This window comes from Hydrogenophaga intermedia (genome assembly GCF_000723405.1).
Classification (GTDB): Bacteria; Pseudomonadota; Gammaproteobacteria; order Burkholderiales; family Burkholderiaceae_C; genus Hydrogenophaga; species Hydrogenophaga intermedia.
Genome location: NZ_CCAE010000026.1, coordinates 41660 through 65682 on the forward strand (window position 1 = coordinate 41660; position 24023 = coordinate 65682).

A 24023-nucleotide genomic window follows, 5' to 3' on the forward strand; every position below is an offset into this window, starting at 1 on the left:
GCGGTTCAACGTCGGCGACGCGCCCGCAGCAGGCCGGCACTCCAGACCGCCAGCGCCAGCGCCCACCAACCACCGAAGGCGCCACCACCACCGCCACCGGCGCTGGTGGCCGGCGGCGGCGGCGGCGGCGCCACCGCGCGTACAACGACGGCGTCGCTGCCGACCTTGCCGTTGCTATCGGTGACCGCGAGGCGGAACACCCAGCGGCCTTCCACGGCGGGCAACTGAAGGCTGGTCAGCGCCTGCGTGTTGCCCGGGATCACCACCGCCGGGCCGCTCTCCAGCGACCATTGGTGGCTGGCGATGGTGGCCCCCCCCAGCGCCACGCTGGAGCGGCCATCGAGCGCGATGACGGCGCCTGGCACGACCTGGCCTATGGGCTGGATCACTGCGGCCGGCCCGGTGGCGAGCTGCAGCGCGCTGTTCGCATCGAGCAGGCCCGCACCACAGGTGGCGGCGGTGCAATTGCAGGCGCCGTTGTTGACTGTGCTGCAGACCGGCCCCCCCGGCCCCAAGGGCTGCAGGTGCGGTCGGACCCCCGCCCGCATGCGCTCGATCAGGGCGTGCGGCGTGAGGGCCGGGTTGCGCTCGAGCATGAGGCTGGCCACACCTGCGGCCAGGGGCGCGGAGAAACTGGTGCCCTGCTTGTAGCCGTAGGTTTCAACGCCCGGCGTGGTAAAGCCCGAGTCCGAGGTGGCGTAGAGCAGGTTGTTGGGAAAGTTCTCCAGTGATCCGCCGGGCGCGGACAGTGCCACGTTGCCTCCGAAGCTGGAGTAATCGGCCTTGGCGCCATCGCGACGCACGGCGGCCACGGCCATCACCCCATCGCAATCGGCCGGGCGTGTGAGCGGTGCCGAGTTGTTGCCGGCCGCCACCACGAGCAAGGCGCCGGCGGTAGTCACGTCGTCCACGGTCTCCTGGTAAGCCGCACTGCAGGCGCTGCTGCCGCTGAAACTCAGGTTGATCACCTTCGCCGGGTTGGGGTTGGCCGGCGCACCCGCCACGGGCAGACCCGCAGCCCAGCGCACGCCATCGAGCAAATCGGACACCAGCGCGCCGCACTTGCCCGACACGCGCACTGGCAGGATCTTCGCCTGCCAGTTGATGCCTGCCACGCCTGGGCCGTTGTTGGTCGACGCCGCGATCTGCCCAGCGATGAAGGTACCGTGCCAGGAACTGAAGCCCGCGTCGCAGCCAGCGAACAGCGGGTTGTTGTCCCGTTCCGTGGGCGTGACCCAGTCGCCCGGGTCGGTCGGATCGGCGTCGCGACCATCGCCGTCATTGGCCACGTGCAACTCGCTGACGAAATCGTGACCAGGCACGAGCTTGCCGGCCAGATCCGAGTGGGTCAGCCGCACGCCGCTGTCGACCACCGCCACCACGGTGGTGCCGAGGCCGGTGGTGACGTCCCAGGCAGGCGTCAGGTTCAGCCCGGCCAGCTCGGGAATGCCGTCGCCCGGACCGCGCAGGTACCACTGGTTGCCATAGCTCATGTCGTTGGGCGTCGCCTGCCGGCGCACCAGCACATTGGGCTCAACCCAGGCCACATCGGGGTGCAGGCGCACGCGGCGCATCGTGTCACCGAGGTCCTGGCCCTTCATCGGCCGGTCGAAGCGCAACAACGCCGCCCGGCCCGCTTCGCCCACCGACCGGGCCCGCACACCGGTGTCGCGGGCCAGTTGCTCGGTGCGCTCGCGCGAGCGCTGGCTGGCGCGTTGCCAGGCGCTGGCCATGCGGGCGCGGCGATCGGCCCAGGGACCACGGTCGGTCTCTTCGCGGCTCAGCGGGTTGACGCCATCGCGGTAACCCACGATGAGGCCGAAGGCCACCGGCTCGCCCCCGGCCACGGGCGACGCGGCGAACGACCCGCCCGCCGCCAAACCGATCAGTGCCAGAACCCCGGCGCGCAACATGTTGGCAAACATTCGGGGTTTGTAGCACGCGCCAGCGGGCGTTTTGGCCCCCGGACGACCGGCACCTTGGGGGATTTCCCCAGACGGTTGCAACTGATACGTGATCAGCAGACGGCCGGTCGCGGGCGCAGGCCGTCGAACCAGGCCACGGCTTCGTTCCACAGCGGCTGGGCGCGGGGACGGAAGTAGCCCATGTGCCCGATCGGCCCCAGACCTTCGAGGCGCGAGTCCAGCGTGACCGCCTTGACGGGCGCGTTGCGGTAGCCGGCCATGAAGGCGTCGCGCGAGGCCGGTGGCGCCCAGGCGTCGTCGAGCGCATTCACGGCCACGATGGGGAACCGCACCGCGTCGAAGCGTGCAGTGACCTCGCGCATCTGCGGGTCATCGAAGAAGTAGCGCGGGAAGCGGCACCAGTGGCGCCACTGGCGATAGACGTCGATCGGCAGGTCCTCGCCCATGCCGAGCTTGCTCCAGGGCAGGTAACCGGCCACGCGCGTCGCCACCGGGCCGATGAGGTTCCACATGAGCTGCACGCGCAAGCGCTCCAGCGGAGGCATCCAGCCGTGCCAGCCGGCGCCAGTGGCGAAGGTGTAGGCCGCGTCCACGTGCTCGGGGTGCGGCAGCAGGCCCAGGGCATGGCCACCGTAGGAGTGGCCCACCAGCCACAGCGGCACATCGGGCTGGCGCATGGCAGCCACGGCGGCGGCCAGGTCCAGCCGACCCCAGTCGAGGTAGTCCATGCGAAAGCCCTTGAGCGTCTTGGGCGCGGAGCGGCCGATGCCCCGGTAGTCGAGCGTGAGCACGTCGACGCCCTGTGCCGCGACGTGCTGGGCGAAGCGCTTGTAGAAGCCTTGCGGCACCGCCGTGGCACCGCCGACCACCAGATGGGCGCGCGGCGGCACGGGGCTGCGGTAGCGATGGGCCGCCAGCGGGTAGCCGTCGGCGGCGGTGAGGGTGAGCGGCTCGATGCGCACGGCATCGGTGTCCGGGGCGGTCGGGTTCATGGCGAAGGCTCCTGAAGGGCGTTCGAAGAGGGGCTGGCCAACAGGGCCAGCAAGGTGTCGGTGGCGCGCTGGATGGGCTCCACGCTGTGCGCGACGCGTGACTGCAGCAGCCCGCCTTCGTAGGCGGCGACGATCAGCGCGGCCAGGCCCAGCGCGCGCTCGGCGGGCAGGCCCGCGTTGACCAACCCCTGGGCGATGCGCTCGCGCACGCGTTCGAAGGCACGCGCCAGGGCCTCGCGCAGGGCCTGGTCCTCGGGTCGGGATTCGAGCGCCACCGTAGCCAATGGGCAACCGGCCTCGAAGCCGGTGTCCTGCAGCCGGGCAGTGGCCCCGGCGATCCAGCGGCGCATGGCCTGCAGCGGGTCCGGCGTGGTGGCGAGCAGCTTGTCGAGGCCGGCGGTCATGCGCACCACCACCTGATCGATGGCAGCGACGGCCAGCTCCGTCTTGCCGCCGGGGAAGTGGTGGTACATCACGCCCTTGGGCGCCTGGGCGGCTTGCAGCAACTCGGTCAGGCCAATGCCGTGCAGGCCGCGGCGGCGCAGGGCGTCCGTCATGGCGGCGATCAGGCGTTCGCGGGCGGGCTCGAAAGGCGGCGGGGCGGGCATGCGGGGCATTGTCTGGACCGATCGGTCTAGCGTCAATGTCCGGCAGGTTCCGGCTGTCGTGCGCGCGACGCCCACCCACCCCCGCGCCGGGGACAGGGGACAATGCCCGGCCCGGGCGCACCACTTGCCCGATGCGCCGGCCACCCGTCATGAACGCCACCGCCTACCTCTACCTCGGCATCGCCATCGTGGCCGAGGTCGCCGCCACCACCGCGCTCAAGGCCTCCGAGGGCTTCAGCCGCCTCTGGCCCAGCCTGGCGGTGGTGATCGGCTACGCCATCGCGTTCTATTTCCTTTCGCTCACCCTCAAGACCATGCCCACGGGCATCGCGTATGCCATCTGGTCGGGGGTGGGCATCGTGCTGATCTCGCTGCTGGGCTGGGTCGTGTACCGCCAGACACTGGACCTGCCGGCCCTGCTGGGCATGGGTCTGATCCTGGCGGGCGTGATGGTGATCAACCTGTTCTCCAAGAGCAGCGCGCATTGAAAGCGCGGCCATGAAAAAGGCGCCCGAAGGCGCCTCTCCCGCGAAACGGCACGCCGGCCTTACTTGGCCACCACGCGCGCCATCTCAAGGCACTTGTTGGAGTAGCCCCACTCGTTGTCGTACCAGCTCACCACCTTGATGAAGGTGCCGTCGAGCGCGATGCCGGCGTCGGCGTCGAAGATCGAGGTGCGGGCGTCGCCGCGGAAATCGGTGGCCACGACCTTGTCCTCGGTGTAGCCCAGCACGCCCTTGAGCTTGCCCTCGCTCTGGGCCTTCATCTCGGCGCAGATCTCGGCGTAGGTGGCGGCGCTGTTGAGCTCCACCGTCAGGTCCACCACGGACACGTCGCTGGTCGGCACGCGGAAGGACATGCCGGTGAGCTTCTTGTTGAGCTGGGGAATCACCACGCCCACGGCCTTGGCGGCACCGGTGCTGCTGGGGATGATGTTCTCGAGGATGCCGCGGCCGCCGCGCCAGTCCTTGTTGCTGGGGCCGTCCACGGTTTTCTGTGTGGCGGTGGCCGCGTGCACGGTGGTCATCAGGCCGCGCTTGATGCCCCACTTGTCGTTGAGCACCTTGGCCACGGGAGCCAGGCAGTTGGTGGTGCAGCTGGCGTTGCTGATGATGGCCTGGCCGGCGTAAGTCTCATGGTTCACGCCGTAGACGAACATGGGCGTGTCGTCCTTGCTGGGCGCAGACATGATGACCTTCTTCGCGCCCGCGGCCAGGTGCTTCTCGGCACCGGCCTTGTCCAGGAAAATGCCGGTGGATTCGATCACCACGTCGGCACCGACCTCGTTCCACTTGAGCTCGGCCGGGTCTTTCACGGCGGTCAGGCGGATCTTCTTGCCATTGACGATGAGGTTGGTGCCCTCGACCTTCACGTCACCGTCGAAGCGGCCGTGCACGCTGTCGTACTTGAGCATGTAGGCCAGGTAGTCGGGTTCGAGCAGGTCGTTGATGGCGACCACTTCGATGTCCTTGAAGTTGGCGATCGCGGCGCGAAACACCATGCGCCCGATGCGCCCGAAACCGTTGATACCGACCTTGATCGTCATGCTGTCATCTCCAGGGGTTTGATGTCGAAAGAAATCACTGCTGCGCGAGCACGGCGCGCACCGTGTCCGCCACGTTCTGCTCGGTGAAGCCGAAGTGCTTGAACAGCACCGGCGCGGGGGCCGACTCGCCGTAGCTGTCGATGCCGACGACGGCCGACACGCCGTATTTCCACCAGAAGTCGGTCACGCCCATCTCGACCGCGATCCGCGGCAGGCCGGCGGGCAGCACGGCCTTCTTGTAGGCCGGGGTCTGACGATCGAAGCGGGTGGTGCTGGGCATTGAGACGACACGCACCGCGACGCCGTGCTCCCTGGCCAGCAGCTCCTGCGCCTTGAGCGCCAGCTGCACCTCGGAGCCGGTGGCGATGATCACCGCCTGGGCTTTCTTTTTCAGGCCCACCTCGGCGGGCTCGGCCAACACGTAGGCGCCCTTGGCGATGTCGCCCAGATCGGACTTGGGCGCGTAGGGCAGGTTCTGGCGCGAGAGCAGCAGCGCGGTGGGCTTGTCGCGGTTCTCCAGCGCCACGGCCCAGGCCACGGCCGTCTCGGCCGTATCGGCCGGGCGCCAGACGTCCAGGTTGGGGATCAGGCGCAGGCTCGCGGCGTGCTCGATCGACTGGTGCGTGGGTCCGTCCTCGCCCAGGCCGATGGAGTCGTGCGTGAACACGTGCACCACGCGCTGCTTCATCAGCGCGGCCATGCGGATGGCGTTGCGCGAGTAGTCGCTGAAGGTGAGGAAGGTGCCACCGTAGGGGATGTAGCCACCGTGTAGCGACACGCCGTTCATCACGGCGGCCATGCCGAATTCGCGCACGCCGTAATTGATGTGGCGGCCCAGGCGGCCGGCCTCGTCGCGCACCGGGTTGCCGGCCAGGTCGAAGCGCAGCGCGGGCGTGGACTTGGTGTTGGTGAGGTTGGAGCCGGTGAGGTCGGCGCTGCCGCCCAGCAGCTCGGGCAGAGCGGTGGTGAACTGTTCCAGCGCGAGCTGGCTGGCCTTGCGGCTGGCCACCGTTTCGGCCTTGCTGTGCGCCTGCACGGCGGCGTCCACCGCCACCTGCGCGAAGTTCTTCGGCAGATCGCCCTTCATGCGGCGCTCGAACTCGGCCGCCAGCTCGGGGTGGGCGGCGCGGTAGGCGCGGAAGCGCACATGCCAGTCGGCCTCGGCGTCGCCGCCAGCGGCTTTCGCGTCCCAGGCGGCGTAGACCTCGTCGGGCACCACGAAGGGTTCGTGCGACCAGCCCAGGGCCTCGCGCGTGAGCTTGATTTCCTCGGCGCCCAGCGGCTCGCCGTGTGCCTTGGCGGTGTTGGCGCGGTTCGGGCTGCCCTTGCCGATGTGCGTCTTGCAGATGATCAGGCTGGGCTGCTCGGGGTGCTGGCGCGCTTGGGCGATGGCCTGGTCCACCGCGTCCACGTCGTGGCCGTCGATGGGGCCGATGACGTTCCAGCCGCAGGCCACGAAGCGCAGGGCCGTGTTGTCGATGAACCAGGGCGTGACCTTGCCATCGATGGAGATGCCGTTGTCGTCGTAGAGCGCGATCAGCTTGTTGAGCTTCCAGGCGCCGGCCAGGGCCACGGCCTCGTGGCTCACGCCCTCCATCAGGCAGCCGTCGCCCAGGAACACGTAGGTGTGGTGGTCGACGATGGTGTGGCCGGGGCGGTTGAACTCGGCGGCGAGCAGCTTCTCGGCCAGCGCCATGCCCACCGCGTTGCTGATGCCCTGGCCCAGCGGGCCGGTGGTGGTTTCCACGCCGGGGGTGATGCCGACCTCGGGGTGGCCGGCGGTCTTGCTGTGCAACTGGCGGAAGTTCTTCAGCTCCTGCAGCGGCAGGGCATAGCCCGTGAGGTGCAGCAGCGAATAGATGAGCATGGAGCCGTGCCCGTTGGACAGCACGAAGCGGTCGCGGTCGGCCCAGTGCGGGTTGACGGGGTTGTGGCGCAAGTGGCGGCCCCACAGCGCGACGGCCATGTCGGCCATGCCCATGGGCGCGCCGGGGTGGCCGGAATTGGCGGCCTGCACGGCGTCCATCGCCAGAGCGCGGATGGCGTTGGCCATGACCAGGGGGGAGACGGTGACGACAGCGGAGTCGCTCATGAAGACCTCGGGTGGGGTGGGGCGCGGCGTGGGCGCTTCGCGCGCCGCCCAGCCTGGGGAAAACCCCGGATTTTAGCGACTGGGCCCGCGCCGGCCGGTCGCGCGGGGGGTATCGGCCATGGCTGCGGGGCGTGGTGGGTGGCCGTAGGATGGCCACCCATGGCCGAACTGCCCTCCTCTGCGCTGCTGGCGATCTTCGCTGGCGCGGCGCTGGCAGTGTGGTGGGCCGGCGTGAGGCTCACCCAGGCCACCGACGCGCTGGACCAGGCCTTCGGCTGGGGCGAGGAGATGGGCGGCCTGGTGTTGCTGGCGCTGGTGACCAACCTGCCCGAGATCGCCATCACCGCCAGCGCCGCGCTGGGCGGGCGCGTGGAGGTGGCGGTGGCCAACCTGCTGGGCGGCGTGGCCATCCAGACCCTGCTGCTGGCGCTGTTCGACGCGGCGGGGCCGCGCGGTGCGGCCCCGCTGTCCACTCGCGTGGCCTCGCCGCAGGCGCTGGCCGAGGCGCTGCTGGTGGTGGCGCTGCTGGCCCTGGTGCTGGCGGGCCACTGGTTGCCGCCTGACGCCATCCGCTTCGGCGTCACGCCCGACGGCGCGCTGATTCTGCTCACCTGGCTCGGCGGCCTGCTGCTGGTGCGCCGGCTCACGCGGCGGCCGCCGGGCCACGCCCCGGCGCGGGAGCGGGGGCGTCCGGCGGGTTGCCTGCGCCGCGCCGCCCTCGTCTTCGTCGCTGGCGCCCTCGTCACCCTGATCGGCGGCGTGCTGCTGGAGCGCAGTGGCGACGTCCTGGCGCAGCGCTGGGGCATGGACGGCGTGCTGTTCGGCGCCACCGTGCTCGCGGCCTCGACCGCGCTACCCGAGGTCGCCACCGGCCTGGCCGCCATGTGGCGCGGAGAGCCGGCGCTGGCGGTGAGCGACATCCTCGGCGGCAACGCCCTGCTGCCCGTGCTGCTGGTGCTGGCCACCGCGCTGGCTGGCCAGGCGGTGATGCCCGGTGCCGGCATGGAGACGCTCTACATCACCGCCCTGGGTCTGTTGATGACGGGCGTGGTGGCGGCCGGCCTGCTGCTGCACCCGCGCCGCAAATGGCTGGGCATGGGCCTCGACAGTTGGGCGTTGTTGCTGGTCTATGCAATGGGCATGGTGGGCCTGTTCGCCCTGGCCGACCACTGACGCGCCCCGAGGCGGCTACAGTGAGGGCTTCGTCCATCCACCATGGCCCACCCCGCTCACGCCATCGTCCTGGCCGCCGGCCGCGGCAACCGCATGCGACCGCTGACCGACCAGGTCCCCAAGCCGCTGCTGGTCGTGCAGGGCAAACCGCTGCTGCAATGGCACGCGGACGCACTGGCCGACGCCGGTTGCGTCGACTTGGTGATCAACACGGCCTGGCTGGGCGAGCAGATCCCCGCGCACTTCGGCCCGCACCCGCGCAGCAGCGAGGGCCTGCCCATCGACATCGCCTACTCCGCAGAGGGCGAAGACTTCGGCTACGCGCTGGAGACGGCCGGCGGCATCGCGCGCGCGCTGCCGCTGCTGGGCGAGGTGTTCTGGGTGGTCGCGGGTGACGTCTTCGCGCCAGGCTTCCCCTTCGACCCCGACGCGCTGGCGCGCTTTGCGCGCGGCGACCGGCTGGCCCACCTGTGGCTGGTGCCCAACCCCGACCACAATCCGCGCGGCGATTTCGGCCTGAGCCCGGAGGGCCTGGCCCTCAACCTCGACGCGTCCCATGGTCAGCCCCGCTACACCTACAGCACCATCGGCCTGTTCCGCCGGGCACTGTTCGAGGCGCCGTGGTTCGACATCCCGCCCGGCAACCCGCAAGGCCGCGCCGAGCCGCTGGCGCCCCTGCTGCGCCGCGCCATGGACGCGGGTCGGGTGAGCGCCGAGCTGTACGAAGGCCCCTGGATCGACGTCGGCACGCCGGATCGCCTGGCCGAACTGAACGCCCGCTGATCCCCCGCGATTTGGCGCTTCCCGCCACAATGGCGCGATGGACGCCTCGACCCACTTCCGCCTCTACGCCGAGCGCCGCGCGCGCCTGGCCTCGCAACTCGGCCCTGGTGGCATCGCCATCGTGCCCACCGCGCTGGAGCGCCCGCGCAACCGCGACACCGACTTCATCTACCGGCACGACAGCTACTTCTATTACCTGAGCGGCTTCGCCGAGCCCCAGGCCTGGCTGGTGATCACCGCCGAAGGCCGCACAACGCTCTTCTGCCAACCCAAGGACCTGGAGCGCGAGATCTGGGACGGCATTCGCCTGGGCCCCGAGGCCGCGCCGTCCGCGCTGGGCGTGGACGAGGCGTTTTCCGTGGCGGAGCTCGACCAGCGGCTCCCCAAGCTGCTGGAGAACCGCGCGGTGGTCTGGTACCCCTTCGCCACCCACGCGGGGCTCGAAGGCCGCATCGATGGCTGGTTGCAGAAAGTGCGCGCCCGCGTGCGCTACGGCGCCCTGTGCCCCGAGGGCCAGCGCGACCTGTGCACCCTGCTCGACGAGATGCGTCTGGTGAAGGACGCGCACGAGCTGGACATCATGCGCCGGGCCTCGCGCATCAGCGCGCGCGCCCACATCCGCGCCATGCAACGCAGCGCCGCCATGCTGCGCGCCGGGCAGGACGTGCGCGAATACCACCTGGACGCCGAGCTGCTGCACGAATTCCGCCAGGGCGGCTCGCAGTACCCGGCCTACGGCAGCATCGTGGCCGCCGGCGCCAACGCCTGCATCCTGCACTACCGTGCCGACGCCGCGCCCATCCGCGACGGCGAACTGGTGCTCATCGACGCCGGCTGCGAACTCGACGGCTACGCCAGTGACATCACGCGCACCTTCCCCGCCAATGGCCGCTTCACCGGGCCTCAGCGCGCGGTCTACGACCTGGTGCTGGCGAGCCAGGACGCCGCCGTGGCGGCGACCAAGGCTGGCGCGCGCTTCGTCGGCCCGCACGAGGCCACGGTGAAGGTGCTCGCGCAGGGCCTGCTCGACCTCGGCCTGCTCGACAAGGACAAGGCCGGCACGGTGGACGACGTGATCGCCAACCGCAGCTACTTCGCCTTCTACATGCACCGCACCGGCCACTGGCTGGGCATGGACGTGCACGACTGCGGCAGCTACGTGGAGCCGTCCGAGGTTGGCCAGGTGAGCGAGCGCCTGGACCCGCTGTCGGGCGAGACCATCAAGGACCGGCCGAGCCGGATCCTGCGCCCGGGCATGGTGCTCACCATCGAGCCCGGGCTCTACATCCGTCCGGCTGCGGGCGTACCCGAGCGGTTCTGGAACATCGGCATCCGCATCGAGGACGACGCCGTGGTCACCGACACCGGCTGCGAACTGATCACCCGCGACGTGCCGGTGGCGCCTGACGCCATCGAGGCGCTGATGCGGGGCTGATGCAGGGGCCGAGCCCGCCCGTCACTGCAGGGTGCGGTGCTCCGGCAGGGGCATCATGCCCGCCGTGGGCGCGGCGGCGCTGCCCAGCTCCAGCAGCCAGCGCGAGCTCAGGCGCCCCAGCAGCACCCGCATTGGCTGCGACAACGCCGGGTGCTGCGCCAGCTCGGTGAGGTTGCTCACCACTTTGCCCACCATCAGTTCGCGCTGGCAGACGGGACCACTGTGCTGGGCACAGCCGGTCATGAGCGCAAGAGTGCCGGCCAGCAGCGCTTCGACGGGAGGCAGGCTGTATTCCTCGTCGGCGTGGGTCGGAAATGGGGGGTTCATGGGGTGCTCCAGCGGTGACAGACGCCACATCATATGAGAACAATTCTCATTTGCAAAGAAGCAACTTCTTTCCACATCACTTCATCGGTCCACAATCCCCGAGCCCTCACCAACAACGACAAGGAGTTCACATGAAAGGCGACGAGAAAGTGATTGCGCACCTGCAAGCGCAACTGAAGAACGAGCTGACCGCCATCAACCAGTACTTCGTGCACTACCGCATGCTCAAGCACTGGGGCCTGGACAAGCTCGCGGGCAAGGAATACGAGGAGTCGATCGGCGAAATGAAGCACGCCGACAAACTCATGGACCGCATCTTCACGCTTGACGGCCTGCCCAACCTGCAAGACCTCGGCAAGCTCCACATCGGCGAAGACGTGCCCGAACTGCTGCGCGCCGACCTCGGCCTGGAGCAAGGCGCACAAGCCACCATCAAGGAGGGCATCGCTCACTGCGAGTCCGTTCGCGACTACGTCTCCCGAGACCTGCTCCAGGCGATCCTCGACGACACCGAGGAGCACATCGACTTCCTGGAGACGCAAATCGAACTTCTCGACAAGGTCGGCGTGCAGAACTACCTGCAGAGCCAGATGGGCTCGGTGAGTTGATGCCCCCACGCTCCGCCGCTGCCCCGCGAGGGAGCTGATCCGGCTTGGAGCGGCCCGGCGCCGGATCGCTCCGATACGCGCGAGAAGCCGCCCGTCGGGCGGCCTTCTTGGGAGCTTGTGCAATGAATGCGATCCATTATCATTTGCAGGAGTTTCTCGACCCCCAACCCCATGATCGTCTGCGTTTGCCATCGCGTCAGTGACAAGACCATCGCCCAGTGCGCCCGGTCCGGCATGGCATTCGACGACATCCAGCTCGAACTCGGCGTGGCCACGCAATGCGGCCAGTGCGAAGGTTGCGCGCGGTCAGTCTTCTCCGAATGCGCCCCGGGCCACGTGGTGGCCCACCTGCAGCTGCAGACCGCCGAACAGGCCCGTCAGGTCGAGCGCGCCTGAGCCTTCGCCCGGCGCGCACCGGGCGAACCGATTCCCCTCTCCGCAGTCACAAGCCCTTCACCCGAGACGCCGTGTGTGCGCGCTCGGGTTTTCCCTGTGCCCGACTTAGAATGCGAATCCGCCTTTCGCATGGCAGAAAACCAACGGCCGGAGACATGCATGACCGCATCCAGTACCCCTGAGGACAAACGCGCCGAACTGCGCCGCGCCGCGCTGCAGTACCACGAGCAGCCTCTGCCCGGCAAAGTGGCCATCGCCGCCACCAAGCCGCTGTCGAACCAGCGCGATCTGGCCCTGGCGTACTCCCCCGGTGTAGCGGCGCCCTGCGAGGAGATCGTGGCCGATCCGGTCAACGCCTTCAAGTACACCGCGCGCGGCAATCTGGTGGCCGTCATCACCAACGGCACGGCCGTGCTGGGCCTGGGCGACATCGGCCCGCTGGCCGCCAAGCCGGTGATGGAAGGCAAGGGCGTGCTGTTCAAGAAGTTCTCGGGCATCGACGTGTTCGACATCGAGATCAACGAGAAAGACCCCGACAAGCTGGTGGAGGTCATCGCCGCGCTGGAGCCCACCTTCGGTGGCATCAACCTGGAAGACATCAAGGCACCAGACTGCTTCTACGTCGAGCGCAAGCTGCGCGAGCGCATGAAGATCCCGGTCTTCCACGACGACCAGCACGGCACCGCCATCGTGGTCGGCGCGGCCATCCTCAACGGCCTGAAGGTGGTCGGCAAGGACCTCAAGAAGGTCAAGCTGGTGACCTCCGGCGCAGGCGCCGCCGCCCTCGCCTGCCTGGGCCTGCTGGTCAAGCTGGGTGTGCCGCGCGAGAACATCTGGGTGACCGATCTGGCTGGCGTGGTCTACGAAGGCCGCACCGAACTGATGGACGAGGACAAGATCCAGTTCGCACAAAAGACCAGCGCGCGCACCCTGGCCGACGTCATCGCGGGCGCGGACATCTTCCTGGGCCTGTCGGCCGGCGGCGTGCTCAAGCCGGAGATGGTCAAGTCCATGGCGGCCAAGCCGCTCATCCTGGCGCTGGCCAACCCCAACCCGGAGATCCTGCCGGAAGACGTGCAGGCCGTGCGCGACGACGCGATCATGGCCACCGGCCGCACGGACTACCCGAACCAGGTCAACAACGTCCTGTGCTTCCCGTACATCTTCCGCGGCGCGCTCGACTCGGGCGCCACCACCATCACCGACGAAATGGAGATCGCCTCGGTGCACGCCATCGCCGAGCTGGCTCAGGCCGAGCAGAGCGAGGTCGTCGCCGCCGCCTACGCGGGTGAGAAGCTGGCCTTCGGCCCCGAGTACCTCATCCCCAAGCCCTTCGATCCGCGGCTGATGATGAAGATCGCCCCAGCTGTGGCGCAGGCCGCGGCCGACAGCGGCGTGGCGCTGCGGCCCATCGAGGACATGGCCGCCTACCGAGAGAAGCTGCAGGGCTTCGTTTTCGCGTCCGGCACCGTCATGCGGCCGATCTTCTCGGCCGCCAAGCTGGCCGAGCGCAAGCGCGTGGCCTACGCCGAGGGCGAGGAAGAGCGCGTGCTGCGCGCCTGCCAGATCGTGGTGGACGAAGGCCTCGCCCGGCCGACGCTGATCGGCCGCCCGGCCATCATCGCCCAGCGCATCGAGAAATTCGGCCTGCGCCTGAAGGAAGGCCTCGACTACGACATCGTCAACGTCGAGCAGGACCACCGCTACCGCGACTTCTGGCAGACCTACCACCGCATGACCGAGCGCAAGGGCGTCACGCAGCAGCTCGCCAAGATCGAGATGCGCCGCCGCCTCACGCTCATCGGCACCATGCTGTTGCACAAGGGCGAGGTCGATGGCCTCATCTGCGGCACCTGGGGCACCACCCAGGGACACCTGCACTACATCGATCAGGTCATCGGCAAGCGCGCCGGCGGCAGCCCCAGCACCGCGCAGGACGTGCGCGTCTATGCCTGCATGAACGGACTCATGCTGCCCGGCCGCCAGGTCTTCCTGGTCGATACGCACGTGAACCACGACCCCTCGCCCGAGGAGCTCTGCGAGATCACCGTGATGGCGGCCGAGGAGATGCTGCGCTTCGGCATCCAGCCCAAGGCGGCCCTGCTGTCGCACTCCAGCTTCGGCTCGTCCAATGAACCCTCGGCGGTGAAGATGCGCCGCACCCTGGACCTGCTGCGCGATCAGGCGCCCTGGCTGGAGGTGGATGGCGAGATGCACGGTGACGTGGCACTGGACCCTGTGGCCCGGGCCGCGCTCATGCCCAATTCCACCCTCAAGGGCGTGGCCAACCTGCTGGTCCTGCCCAACATCGACGCCGCCAACATCGCCTACAACCTGCTCAAGACGGCCGCGGGCGGCAACATTGCCATCGGCCCGGTGTTGCTTGGCGCCGCCCAGCCCGTGCACATCCTCACCCCCAGCGCCACCGTGCGCCGCATCGTGAACATGACAGCCCTGACGGTGGCGGACGCCAATGTTGCCCGCTAGGGTATCCAGTCAAAGCGGGTACTAACTTTTTTTGCCCGCTTTCGCCCCGTTGGCTGCCTGTTTTTTAAGCAATCGCTTGCGTTTTAAGGCCGGTTAGGGCACACTCTCGCGCTTGAGTTTCAGGGTTAACCCCAGGCCAAGGGGTCCGGGTTCACCCGCATCAGGAGCAAGCCAACCTCATGGATCTGCGGCGGATTCGCCAGCACTGGGGCAAGGGCAAAGCCGGCTTTGTTGCGGCTGTCGCGGCCACTGTGGTCGCCAGCGCAAGCACTTTTTTGGTGCAAGCTCGCGGCCCCGAACCCGTTGTCCTCGCCGCATCCGTGTCGGTATCGGCCCTGCCAACGCAGGGCAAGCAGGTTCTGGGCCAGATCCATCGGGGCGGGCCTTTTCGCTACGAGAAAGACGGCACTGTCTTCTTCAACCGCGAAGGCCTGCTGCCCAGGGAAGAGCGGGGGTATTACCGGGAATACACCGTACCCACCCCAGGTTTGAATCACCGGGGAGCGCGGCGTATTGTGTGTGGCGGTACACGGCCTGTGGCGCCTGATGCTTGTTACTACACGGAAGACCACTACTCGAGCTTCAAACGAATCGTGCAGTGATCTTCCGAAGAGCGATCGGTATTTCAACCTTTGACTGTGAAAGAGACGCGGAGATGGACACGCCACTTCGTAATGTGCGACCCAACATCGTCCAGTCCATTCGCGCCTACGGCGTGAAGGACCTGCAAGCTGCGGCCGATCATCTCGGCCACCACTTCCTCTACGCCAACCTGGCCAAGGCGCAGAGCAAGCAGGACGTGCTGGAACTGATCGCTGCCCAGTACACGCTGCCCGCGCACTTCGGCAAGAACTTCGACGCGCTGTACGACTGCATGACCGACATGGTTCACAAGTCCGGCCCGCAGACCGGCTTCATCGTCGTGCTCGAACACATCCCGGCGCACAGCAAGTTCGACAAGGAAGCGCGCGAGCAGTTGCTCGACATCTTCCGCGACGCGGCTGACTACTGGAGCGACCGCAAGATCCCGTTCCGCTGCTTCTACTCGTTCTCGGTGGCGCGCAGCCCCAAGGGCGAAGAGCCGATCGAGGTGCAGAACGAGGAGCCCATGCCAACGGACAAGATCCTCGACGTGAGCCCGCAGGCGCTGCGCATGAGCAGCCCATTCAACGCTGGCTACTGGCTGGCGGCGGCTTGACGAGCCCACCCCCGCGCCGCGCCTGACGGCGCGTCACCCCCTCAAGGGGGCGGTGCCGACGGACCGGCAAAGCCGAATCCGTGGCACCACTGGATGAGCCCCGACACTTGTCGGGGCTTTTTCATGCCTGCGTGGATTGCGCCAGGCTGACGTATTCGCTGACCGGCACCTGTTCTGCGCGTCGTTGCAGGTCGAAGTTGCCGGCTGCGTTTCGTTGTTCGAGCCACTTGCCCAGCGTGTGCCGCAGCAGCTTGCGGCGCTGACTGAAGGCCACCTGCACGAGCTCGCTCAGGTGCTTCACGTCAATGACCGGCGGTTGCGGCAGCGGCACCATGCGCACCACAGCGCTGTCAACCCGCGGCGGCGGATCAAAGGCCTCGGGCGGCACGAAGAGCACGTTCTCCATGGCGTAGCGCCACTGCAGCATCACCGACAGGCGCCCATAGTCGGCCGTAGCGGGCGCGGCGACCATGCGGTCGATCACCTCCTTCTGCAGCATGAAATGCTGGTCCTGCACCACAGCGACGTGGTCGAGCAGGTGGAAGAGGATGGGCGAGGAGATGTTGTAGGGCAGGTTGCCCACGACCCGCAACGGACCTGAGGCCGTTGCCCGCAAGGCCGTGAAATCGACCTTGAGCACATCGGACTCGACCACGTCGAGTTGCCCATGCGCCCGCAGCCGGGCCGCGAGATCGCGATCGAGTTCGATCACTGTCAGCCGGCCAAGCCGCTCGACCAGCGGCTGCGTGAGTGCGGCGAGACCCGGGCCGATCTCGACCATGGGCTGAGCCGCGCGCGGGTCGATCGCACGCACGATGGCATCGATGACGCCTGGGTCGGTGAGGAAGTGCTGCCCGAAGCGCTTGCGCGCGATGTGCTTCACGGCTGGGGGTCTTCGCGCATCTCGACGTAGGCGCGTGAACGCACATCGCGCGCCCAAAGCTCCGTGGCCTCCCGCAGCTTCTGCTCACGCACGACCATGCGCAGGCGCTCGCGCTGCTGCTTCTCGTCGAGCTGCACGTTGCGTCGTTCGTCGACGCGAATGAGGTGCACGCCGAAGCGCGAGACGATGGGCTCGGACACCTCGCCCGGGCGCAGGCGACTCATCGTGTCTTCGAACTCGGGCACGAACTGACCAGGCAGGGCCCAACCCAGGCTGCCACCGTTGGCGGCCGAGCCGTCCTGGCTGTTTTCGCGCGCCAATGCTTCGAAGCTGGCGGTACCGGCCGTGATGCGCTGGCGGAAGTCGCTCAGGCGCGCAATGGCGGCCTCCGGCGTGAGCTGCGCGCTGGGCCGCAGCAGAATATGACTGGCGCGCGTCTGCGTCACACTCATCGAGGGCATGCCGGCCTGACGCTTGTCGTTCACCTTGAGCACGTGAAAGCCCGCGGGACTGCGCAGCGGGCCCGCGATGGCGCCGGCCGGCAGGTTGCGCGTGGACGTCACGAACAGATCGGGCAGACGAGAGGCCGCGCGCCAGCCGAATTCGCCGCCGTTGGCGCGCTCGGCCGCATCGGAGAACTCGCGGGCCAGCACGGCGAAGTCCTCACCCGCGCGCGCGCGATCGGCCACGCGTTGCGCACGCGCTTGGCGCTCGGCCACCACCGCCTCGCTGGCGTTCTCCGGCACCAACACCAGCACGTGGCTGAGGTTGAGTTCGAGGTTTTCGGCACCACTGGCGCCACGCTGCTCGCGCTGGAACTCGTCGATGTCGGCGTCGGTCACGCGCACACGCGAATCGACCTCGCGCTCACGCAGGCGCTGCAGCAGCAGTTGCTGGCGCAGTTCGTCGCGGAAACGGTTGAGGTCGTAACCCTCGGAGCGCAGCCGGCGGCGAAACTCCTCCTGACTGAGGCTGTTCTGGGCCGCGATGTTCTGCTCGGCCTGGTCGATCTCGGCATCACTCACGCGCACGCCCGATTCGCGGGCCAGATGCAGTTGTGCGCGCTCATTGATGAGCTGTTCCAGCACCTGTCTCATCAGCACCGCGCGCGGCGGCGCATTGGTGATATTGCGCTGCGCGATGTTCTGCTCGACCTGACGCAGGCGTTGGCGTACTTCGTGATTGGTGACAGGCTCGGAATTGACCAGTGCGACGATGTAGTCGGCCGTGCGGTTGTCCGCTGCGGGCGCGGTGGCCGAGGGCAGGGTCAGGCCACCGGGCGTGCGCAGCGTCTGCGCCGGCAGTGCGGCGGGCCAGAGCAGGGCAAGGCCCAGGGCAATGGCGGTCAGAAAGGATCGGTCAGTCATAACGTTGGAACCGGCTCGGCGGGTTGATCTCTTCGCGCAGGTACTGGTAGCGCGGCACGTTGTCCCTGAGGGTCTGCAGCGGGTTGGAACCGATGCGCGTAAAGCCTGAGAATTCGAGCTGGAACAGGATGCGCTGATTCGCTGACGCAGCGCTGCGCTGCAGGCGCTCGAGCACCACGCGCCCGATCCAGCAACCGGCATCGTACTCAAAGCCCGCTACCAGATCGACGACCTTGCGGTCGGGCACGCTGTAGTTGATGCGCCCCACACCGTACCACTGGCCTGGACCGAGCGCGTGGCCTGGCACGGCATCGGGGCTGGGGCCGAAGATGCCACTGAGCGGCCATTGCCAGCCGATGTCGAATTGTTCGGAGGCGCCGCGCTGCAGGCGCCAGGCCGCGCTGAGCACGTGGTAGGGCCGGGGCGTGTAGCGCGCCATCACCGTGGTACGCACCGATTCGTTGGTGGTGGGGTTGTACTGGAAGGTGGTGTCAAACAGCCAGCGCGGCGTCCACTGCACGCGCGCGGCCAGCAGCACGTCGCTGAAGCGCTCCTGCACCGGCTCGCCGCCGGGTAGGGTGACGTTCTGGTCTTTCAGCAGGTAGCGCTGCGCGATGCCCAGGCGCACGATCTCGGCGCCGGTCTCGGGGTCGAGCAGGCGCGAACTCACGCCCAGCGTGACGCCGCGCGTGTCGGAGATGCGGTCGTTGCCAGTGAAGACGTTCTCGGAGTAGATCGTCGCGAGGTTGAAGTCGGTCGCACCCGAGTCGTAGTTGGGCAGGAGGCTCTGGTCGCGGTAAGGCGTCCAGGTGAAGAAGGCACGCGGCTCCAGGGTCTGCAGGAAGGCTCGGCCGAAGTAGCTGGTGTCGCGCTCGAAGACCAGCCCGCTGTCCAGGCTCAGGGACGGCACGGCGCGCGAGGCGCTGCGCAGGCCGTTGGCCAGCGGCTGGTCGAAGCTGTATTGCGTGGTGTGCAGGCGCGCGCGTGGTTCGATGAACCAGCCCGGGGTCTGGAAGCGGCGGCTGAGCGTCGCCACGGCCATCGCGCGCTCGCCGTTGCTCTGGCCGGTGAGCAGGGGGTTGGACTCGAAGCGCGTGTACTCACCGTACATCGTCAACGCGAGCGAACCGGTCTTGTCGGCCCAGCCCAGGTCGCCGCGGCTGTAGGTCAGGCCCAGCGAAGGCACACGGTCGTAGGGCGGCGTGATCGGCGCGTCGATGTCTTGCAGCGTCTGCCAGGTGTAGGCCCCGGCCGACGCATACCAGTTGCCCTGGCTCCAGGTCGCGACCGCGTCGCTGGGCAACAGGCGCTGGGTGAGCGTGGCGCTGGCGCGTGGGAAGTCGCGCCAGTAGTCGTCGTCGCTCACGCGGTTGAGGTTGAGCGCCAGCCCTGCGCCGCCGCGTCCGCCCAGGCGGTTGAGAGCGTCGGTAAGCGACTGGCTGTGCTGCAGCGTGTAGCCCCAGCGGTCCTCGCCGCGCAGGCGGTCGGAGGGCATGAAGGATCCGCGCAGGCGGCCGGTGTAGTCGGGCTGCAGGTAGCGGAACTCGGCGCCCATGTCGATCCCGCGCTTGGACATGAGCGTGGGGTAGACGGTGAGGTCGTAATTGGGCGCCAGGTTGAAGTAGTAGGGCAACGTGAGCTCGAGGCCGCTCACGCTATCCAGGCCAATCGACGGCGGCAGCAGGCCCGACTTGCGCTTGTCGCTCAGCGGAAAGGTGAAGTAAGGCGCGCCGAGGATGGGAACGCCCTTGAATTCGAGCACGCCCCCGTAGGCCTCGCCCACCTCTTCCACATTGTCGAACTCGATGCGGTTGGCGCGCACCAGCCAGGCGGGCATCCAGTCGGCGCCCGGATTGCGCGGGCAGGTGCTGTAGCGGGCCTGGTGGGCGGTGGAATGGTCTTCGTCGTGGAAGTCCATGCGCGTGGCGTCGCCGCGCCCGTTGTTGCTGAGCAGTTCAAACTCGGGCTGCTCGAAGTAACCCTTGAAAGTGTCGACGTTGAGCCGCAGCGCTGGCCCCGTGAAGCGGTCACCGCTGCGGTTGATGAGCACATTGCCCTCGGCATGGGCCTCGCGCGTGCGCTCGTCGAAGCTGAGCCGGTCGGCGCGGATGACGGTGTCGTGGCGGCGCAGTTCGGCCTCGCCCTCGACGGTGGTGGTCTGGCCCGTGTGGCCTTCGATGCGCTGGCCAGAGACGAAGCTGGGCGTCTGGCTGCGCACCTCGGCGGGCAGTTGCTCCTGCAAGCGCAGACTGGGGCGCAGCGCGAGGCCGCTGTCCTGAGCCTGGGCTTGCGCGGAATGGGTGAAGCAGACGCCCAGCACCGCCGCGGCCACCGGTGCGATGGCGAACCGGGCGGGAGAGCGAGTCGGGTCGGTGCGGCGTTTCAAGATCGGGCCCGGCGGCGTTCGGGCCGCGCACACTGGCGTTGAAGGCGTTTGTAGAATCCGCCGGATTATTCCACGGGGCCTGCCGCGCACCCGGCGCACCGCCCACCCCATTCCCCTCAGCCATGACCCCGTCGCCGACCGCCGTCGCGTGGGCCGACCCGCAGCGCGAGGCGGCCTTCCACTCCTGGCTCGCGCCGCTGGCGCGCCAGCACCGCCTGATCCCGTCCAGCCTGCGCCCGGCCTCGGCCGACGCGAGCTTTCGCCGCTATCTGCGGCTGGACAGCGAGGACGGCGGCAGCGCGATCGTGATGGATGCACCTCCCGACAAGGAGAACAGCGAGCCTTTCGTGCGCATCGCGGGCCTGATGCGCACGGCCGGGCTGCGCGTGCCGCAGGTGCTGGACTGGCACGAGGCGCTGGGCTTCCTGCTGCTCGACGACCTGGGCACGCAGACCCTGCTCGACGTCATCGACCCCGCGCAGCCACAGGCCAACGCCGGCCTGTACCGCGACGCCCTGGCCGCGCTGCTGCCGTGGCAGCAGGCCAGCCGTCCCGGCGTGCTGCCACCCTACGACGAGGCCGTGCTGCGCCGCGAGCTGCAGCTCTTTCCGGACTGGTACCTTGCGCAGCACAAGGGCCTGGTGCTGGACGACAGCCAGCAACAGGTCTTGCAGAAAACCTTCGACCTGATCGTGCAGCGCGTGCTGGCCATGCCCACGGTGTACGTGCACCGCGACTTCATGCCACGCAACCTGATGGTGCTGCGCGAGCGCGGCGACACCCCCGCCACGCAGCTCGGCGTGCTCGATTTCCAGGACGCGCTGCACGGCCCCATCGCCTACGACATCGCCAGCCTCATGCGCGACGCCTTCCTCAGTTGGGAAGAAGACTTCGTCATCGATGTCACCGTGCGTTACTGGGAACAGGCTCGAAAGCTGGGCCTGATGGACTTCGAGGACTGGCACAGTGACTTCGGCGCCTTCTACCGCGCGGTGGAATGGATGGGCCTGCAGCGCCACCTCAAGGTCGCGGGCATCTTCGCGCGCTTGACGCTGCGCGACGGCAAGCCCAAGTACCTGGCCGACGCGCCGCGTTTCATCGCCTACATCCGCGCCACCGCGCACCGCTACCGCGAACTGGCGCCGCTGCTGCGCCTGATCGACGAAGTGGAAGGCCTTCAGTCGGCCAGCGGCTGGGCCTTCGGCAGAACATGAAGAAGCACCCCCGCCGCGCTTCGCGCGACCCCCTGAAGGGGGCGGCACCCACGGCCCGGCAAAGCCGGTTCCGTGGTGCCCCCGGGTAAGACCGCTTCACCCACGGCGAACCGCTCACATGCCACGCTTTTTCTGCGACGCCACGCTGGCCCCCGGGGCCGAGCTCGCGCTGCCACCCGGCGCCGCGCGCCACGTGCAGGTGCTGCGCCTGCAACCGGGTGACGAGATCACGCTGTTCAATGGCCAGGGCGGCCAGTGGACGGCACGCGTGCGGCGCATGGGCCGCAGCGACGTGGCGGTGCGCGTGGAGGCACACGAGGCCATCGATCGCGAAGCCGCGCGCGAGGTGACGCTGGCCATCGGCATGCCGGCGAACGAGCGCATGGACTGGCTGGTGGAGAAGGCCACGGAACTTGGCGTCGCGCGCATCGCGCCGCTGCACACGCAGCACGGCGTGCTGCGCCTCTCCGGCGAGCGTGCGGCGAAGAAGCAGGCGCACTGGCGGGCCATTGCGCAGGCCGCGTGCGAGCAGTGCGGCCGCAACCGCGTGCCCACCATCGAGCCCGTGTGCGACTTCGCCGCCTTCCTGCACGAGGCGCAGGGCGCGCGCGTCGTGCTCTCGCTGGCCGAGGGTGGTGCGCCCGCGCCTCAGACGCTCGGCGGCGATGCGCCGCTCACGGTGCTGATCGGTCCCGAGGGTGGCCTGAGTGCCGCGGAAGACGCGCAGGCCCGCACGGCGGGCTTTGCCCCCACGCAGCTCGGCGCCCGCGTCCTGCGCGCCGAAACCGCGGCCCTGGCGGCGCTGACACTGGCGCTCGCCTGAGCCCCGCGCGGCAGCCGTTCAGGCGGCCTGCGGCGCCAACCGGAACACCGCCACCGCGTCGCTCAGGCGCTCGGCCTGTTCCTTCAGGCTCTGCGCGGCGGCCGCGCTCTGCTCCACCAGCGCTGCGTTCTGCTGCGTCATCTGGTCCAGCTGGCTCACCGCCACGTTCACCTGGCCGATGCCCTCGCTCTGCTCGCCCGAGGCCGCCGTGATCTCCCCGATGATGTCGCTCACCCGCTGCACCGAGCCCACGATCTCGCTCATCGTCTGCCCCGCGTCGGCCACCAGCCGCGAGCCCGCGTCCACCCGCTCCACGCTGGCACCGATCAGACCCTTGATCTCTTTGGCCGCCTCGGCGCTGCGCTGCGCCAGGTTGCGCACCTCGCCCGCCACCACCGCGAAGCCGCGGCCCTGTTCACCCGCGCGCGCCGCCTCCACCGCCGCGTTGAGCGCCAGGATGTTGGTCTGAAAGGCGATGCCGTCGATGACGCCGATGATGTCGTTGATCTTGCGCGAGCTCGAATTGATCTCGTCCATGGTGGTGACCACCTGCGAGACCACCGAGCCGCCGCGCGCGGCCACCTCGGCGGCGGTCGCCGCGAGCTGATTGGCCTGGCGCGCGGAGTCCGCGCTCTGGCGCACCGTGCCGGTGAGTTGTTCCATGCTGGCCGCCGTTTCCTGCAGGTTCGACGCCGCCTGCTCCGTGCGCGCGCTCAGGTCCTGGTTGCCCTTGGCGATCTCCGCGCTGGCCACGTGCATGCCGCCCACGCCGTGGCGGATCTCCCCTACGATGCGCGCGAGGCCGTCCTGCATGCGCGCGATGCCCGTGATCACGCGCGCCGTCTCGTCGCGGCCCTGCGTGCGCAACCGGGCCGTCAGGTCGCCTGCCGCCACGCGCTCGATGGCGCGCGCCGCGTCGTCCAAAGGGCGCGTAATGCGCCCGCTGATGACATACCCCAGACCCAGCGCCAAGGCCAGCACCACCAGAGCGGCCGTCACCGTCACGCGCACGGCCTGGCGTTGCAGGCGGGCCAGGGCCTCCACCATGCCGTCCACGCGGGCGCTCACCGCGGCGCTGATCTCGTTGAAGGCCTCGTCGGCCGCGCGCACGTCTGCCTTGGCAGGTTCCATGGCCTGATTGGCGCGCCAGGGGTCGTTGATCTCGCCGCGCGCTATGCCGGTGTGGATGCCGTTCACGGCGTCGCGGTACTTGCCCAGCCCCGTGGCCATGCGGTCCAGGGCCAGTTGCTCGTCCGGCAGCAGCCTGGGGCGCAACCGAGCCAGGCGCTGCAGCCCGGACGCGACCTGGGCCTGCCAGGCCTGGTGATAGCGCTCCAGCGCGGCCTCGTCGGCCAGGTTGAGGAACAGGTCCTTTTCGAAGCGGCGCATGTTGCCCACATCGGCTCGCACGTCGCCCAGCGCGCGCAAGGCCGTCACTTCGGTTTGCACCAGTTGCTGACTTGAGGACACCGCACGGTCCAGGCTGACGAAGGCCGAAACGGCCACGGCAAAGATGCCCAACGCGCACAACGCCAGCAACAGCGCCAGCTTGGCGCGCACGGAAATATGGGAAAGCCAGTTCATGTCGGAGTATGGGAAGGGGAAGACCCGGCACCTCGGTGCCACCCCTGCTTCTTCGGACCGCCCTGCCGTACCTTGAGGACCGGCGGTCGCTGAGGCCGAACGCCCGCCCTGTATAAACGCGCGTACATGAACGCCCCCTATGCCAGCCTCTCAATTCGTGACAGCGCGAAGGTGAAGATTGCTCCCGTACATTCGG

Annotated in this window: 19 protein-coding genes and 2 pseudogenes; 11 read left to right on the plus strand and 10 right to left on the minus strand. The window is 68.7% G+C overall.

The genetic code is table 11. The annotated features are described in order from the left end of the window. Window positions 1-5 precede the first annotated feature (5 nt). The 3 genes from BN948_RS25735 to BN948_RS15250 all read right to left on the minus strand — a co-directional run bounded on the left by BN948_RS25735 (window position 6) and on the right by BN948_RS15250 (window position 3525). Window positions 6-1925 carry a S8 family peptidase gene (locus tag BN948_RS25735; RefSeq protein WP_009520709.1) on the minus strand — a complete coding sequence of 640 codons (1920 nt, stop codon included), beginning with the start codon at window positions 1923-1925 and terminating at the stop codon, window positions 6-8. Between the two features lie 92 nt (window positions 1926-2017). Continuing rightward, window positions 2018-2917 (minus strand): alpha/beta hydrolase family protein, encoded by a 900-nt coding sequence (locus tag BN948_RS15245; RefSeq protein ID WP_009520710.1) that lies wholly within the window; start codon window positions 2915-2917, stop codon window positions 2018-2020. After that, the gene (locus tag BN948_RS15250; RefSeq protein WP_138820196.1) at window positions 2914-3525 is read right to left on the minus strand and encodes a TetR/AcrR family transcriptional regulator; all 612 of its coding nucleotides are present in this window, start codon (window positions 3523-3525) and stop codon (window positions 2914-2916) included. Before BN948_RS15250 ends, BN948_RS15245 begins: the two co-directional genes overlap by 4 nt. Window positions 3526-3674: 149 nt before the next feature. On the opposite strand from BN948_RS15250, the gene BN948_RS15255 reads away from it, so the two are divergent. Then, window positions 3675-4013: an SMR family transporter gene (locus tag BN948_RS15255; RefSeq protein ID WP_009520712.1), complete on the plus strand. Its 339-nt coding sequence runs from the start codon at window positions 3675-3677 to the stop codon at window positions 4011-4013. Window positions 4014-4072: 59 nt separating this feature from the next. Here the strand turns inward: BN948_RS15255 and gap are convergent, their stop codons facing one another. Both gap and tkt read right to left on the minus strand, forming a co-directional pair. Further along, the gene (gene gap / locus BN948_RS15260; protein ID WP_009520713.1) at window positions 4073-5071 is read right to left on the minus strand and encodes a type I glyceraldehyde-3-phosphate dehydrogenase; all 999 of its coding nucleotides are present in this window, start codon (window positions 5069-5071) and stop codon (window positions 4073-4075) included. 34 nt (window positions 5072-5105) lie between these two features. Continuing rightward, window positions 5106-7163: a transketolase gene (tkt, locus tag BN948_RS15265; RefSeq protein WP_009520714.1), complete on the minus strand. Its 2058-nt coding sequence runs from the start codon at window positions 7161-7163 to the stop codon at window positions 5106-5108. A 159-nt stretch (window positions 7164-7322) separates the two neighbouring features. Between tkt and BN948_RS15270 the strand changes: the two genes are divergently transcribed. The 3 genes from BN948_RS15270 to BN948_RS15280 are packed head-to-tail and all read left to right on the plus strand — an operon-like array spanning window position 7323 to window position 10554. Then, the gene (locus BN948_RS15270) at window positions 7323-8336 is read left to right on the plus strand and encodes a sodium:calcium antiporter (protein ID WP_009520715.1); all 1014 of its coding nucleotides are present in this window, start codon (window positions 7323-7325) and stop codon (window positions 8334-8336) included. Between the two features lie 42 nt (window positions 8337-8378). Continuing rightward, the gene (locus BN948_RS15275) at window positions 8379-9119 is read left to right on the plus strand and encodes a nucleotidyltransferase family protein (protein WP_009520716.1); all 741 of its coding nucleotides are present in this window, start codon (window positions 8379-8381) and stop codon (window positions 9117-9119) included. Between the two features lie 37 nt (window positions 9120-9156). Further along, window positions 9157-10554, plus strand: a complete 1398-nt coding sequence (locus BN948_RS15280; RefSeq protein ID WP_009520717.1) for an aminopeptidase P N-terminal domain-containing protein — start codon at window positions 9157-9159, stop codon at window positions 10552-10554. A 21-nt stretch (window positions 10555-10575) separates the two neighbouring features. Here the strand turns inward: BN948_RS15280 and BN948_RS15285 are convergent, their stop codons facing one another. Then, the gene (locus tag BN948_RS15285; protein WP_009520718.1) at window positions 10576-10881 is read right to left on the minus strand and encodes a hypothetical protein; all 306 of its coding nucleotides are present in this window, start codon (window positions 10879-10881) and stop codon (window positions 10576-10578) included. Between the two features lie 131 nt (window positions 10882-11012). Here BN948_RS15285 and bfr point away from each other — a divergent pair, with 131 nt between their 5' ends. From bfr to BN948_RS15310, 5 genes and pseudogenes are all read left to right on the plus strand, one after another. Next, window positions 11013-11489 carry a bacterioferritin gene (bfr, locus tag BN948_RS15290; protein ID WP_009520719.1) on the plus strand — a complete coding sequence of 159 codons (477 nt, stop codon included), beginning with the start codon at window positions 11013-11015 and terminating at the stop codon, window positions 11487-11489. A 171-nt stretch (window positions 11490-11660) separates the two neighbouring features. Next, window positions 11661-11885 carry a (2Fe-2S)-binding protein gene (locus BN948_RS15295; protein ID WP_009520720.1) on the plus strand — a complete coding sequence of 75 codons (225 nt, stop codon included), beginning with the start codon at window positions 11661-11663 and terminating at the stop codon, window positions 11883-11885. Between the two features lie 159 nt (window positions 11886-12044). Next, on the plus strand, window positions 12045-14372 hold the full coding sequence (locus BN948_RS15300; RefSeq protein WP_009520721.1) for an NADP-dependent malic enzyme: 2328 nt from the start codon (window positions 12045-12047) through the stop codon (window positions 14370-14372). A 179-nt stretch (window positions 14373-14551) separates the two neighbouring features. Then, complete coding sequence (locus tag BN948_RS26205; RefSeq protein WP_081921972.1) at window positions 14552-14974, plus strand: guanyl-specific ribonuclease; 423 nt, start codon at window positions 14552-14554, stop codon at window positions 14972-14974. Between the two features lie 53 nt (window positions 14975-15027). Further along, window positions 15028-15423 (plus strand): annotated as a pseudogene (locus BN948_RS15310) (barstar family protein); the annotation flags it as partial. A 268-nt stretch (window positions 15424-15691) separates the two neighbouring features. Here the strand turns inward: BN948_RS15310 and rsmA are convergent. Genes rsmA through BN948_RS15325 form a run of 3 tightly spaced genes read right to left on the minus strand, consistent with a single transcriptional unit; the run spans window position 15692 to window position 20206 of the window. Continuing rightward, window positions 15692-16453 (minus strand): 16S rRNA (adenine(1518)-N(6)/adenine(1519)-N(6))-dimethyltransferase RsmA, encoded by a 762-nt coding sequence (rsmA, locus tag BN948_RS15315; protein WP_009520724.1) that lies wholly within the window; start codon window positions 16451-16453, stop codon window positions 15692-15694. Beyond that, the gene (locus BN948_RS15320; protein ID WP_009520725.1) at window positions 16450-17820 is read right to left on the minus strand and encodes a peptidylprolyl isomerase; all 1371 of its coding nucleotides are present in this window, start codon (window positions 17818-17820) and stop codon (window positions 16450-16452) included. The genes rsmA and BN948_RS15320 overlap by 4 nt, the downstream gene beginning before the upstream one ends. After that, window positions 17813-20206, minus strand: coding sequence for an LPS-assembly protein LptD (locus tag BN948_RS15325; RefSeq protein WP_009520726.1), 2394 nt, complete (start codon window positions 20204-20206; stop codon window positions 17813-17815). Before BN948_RS15325 ends, BN948_RS15320 begins: the two co-directional genes overlap by 8 nt. Before the next feature lie 122 nt (window positions 20207-20328). On the opposite strand from BN948_RS15325, the gene BN948_RS15330 reads away from it, so the two are divergent. After that, on the plus strand, window positions 20329-21420 hold the full coding sequence (locus tag BN948_RS15330) for an aminoglycoside phosphotransferase family protein (protein WP_009520727.1): 1092 nt from the start codon (window positions 20329-20331) through the stop codon (window positions 21418-21420). A 118-nt stretch (window positions 21421-21538) separates the two neighbouring features. Next, window positions 21539-22243 (plus strand): 16S rRNA (uracil(1498)-N(3))-methyltransferase, encoded by a 705-nt coding sequence (locus tag BN948_RS15335; protein WP_009520728.1) that lies wholly within the window; start codon window positions 21539-21541, stop codon window positions 22241-22243. Window positions 22244-22267: 24 nt separating this feature from the next. Here the strand turns inward: BN948_RS15335 and BN948_RS27495 are convergent. Continuing rightward, window positions 22268-23827 (minus strand): annotated as a pseudogene (locus BN948_RS27495) (methyl-accepting chemotaxis protein); the annotation flags it as partial. Between the last annotated feature and the right edge of the window lie 196 nt (window positions 23828-24023).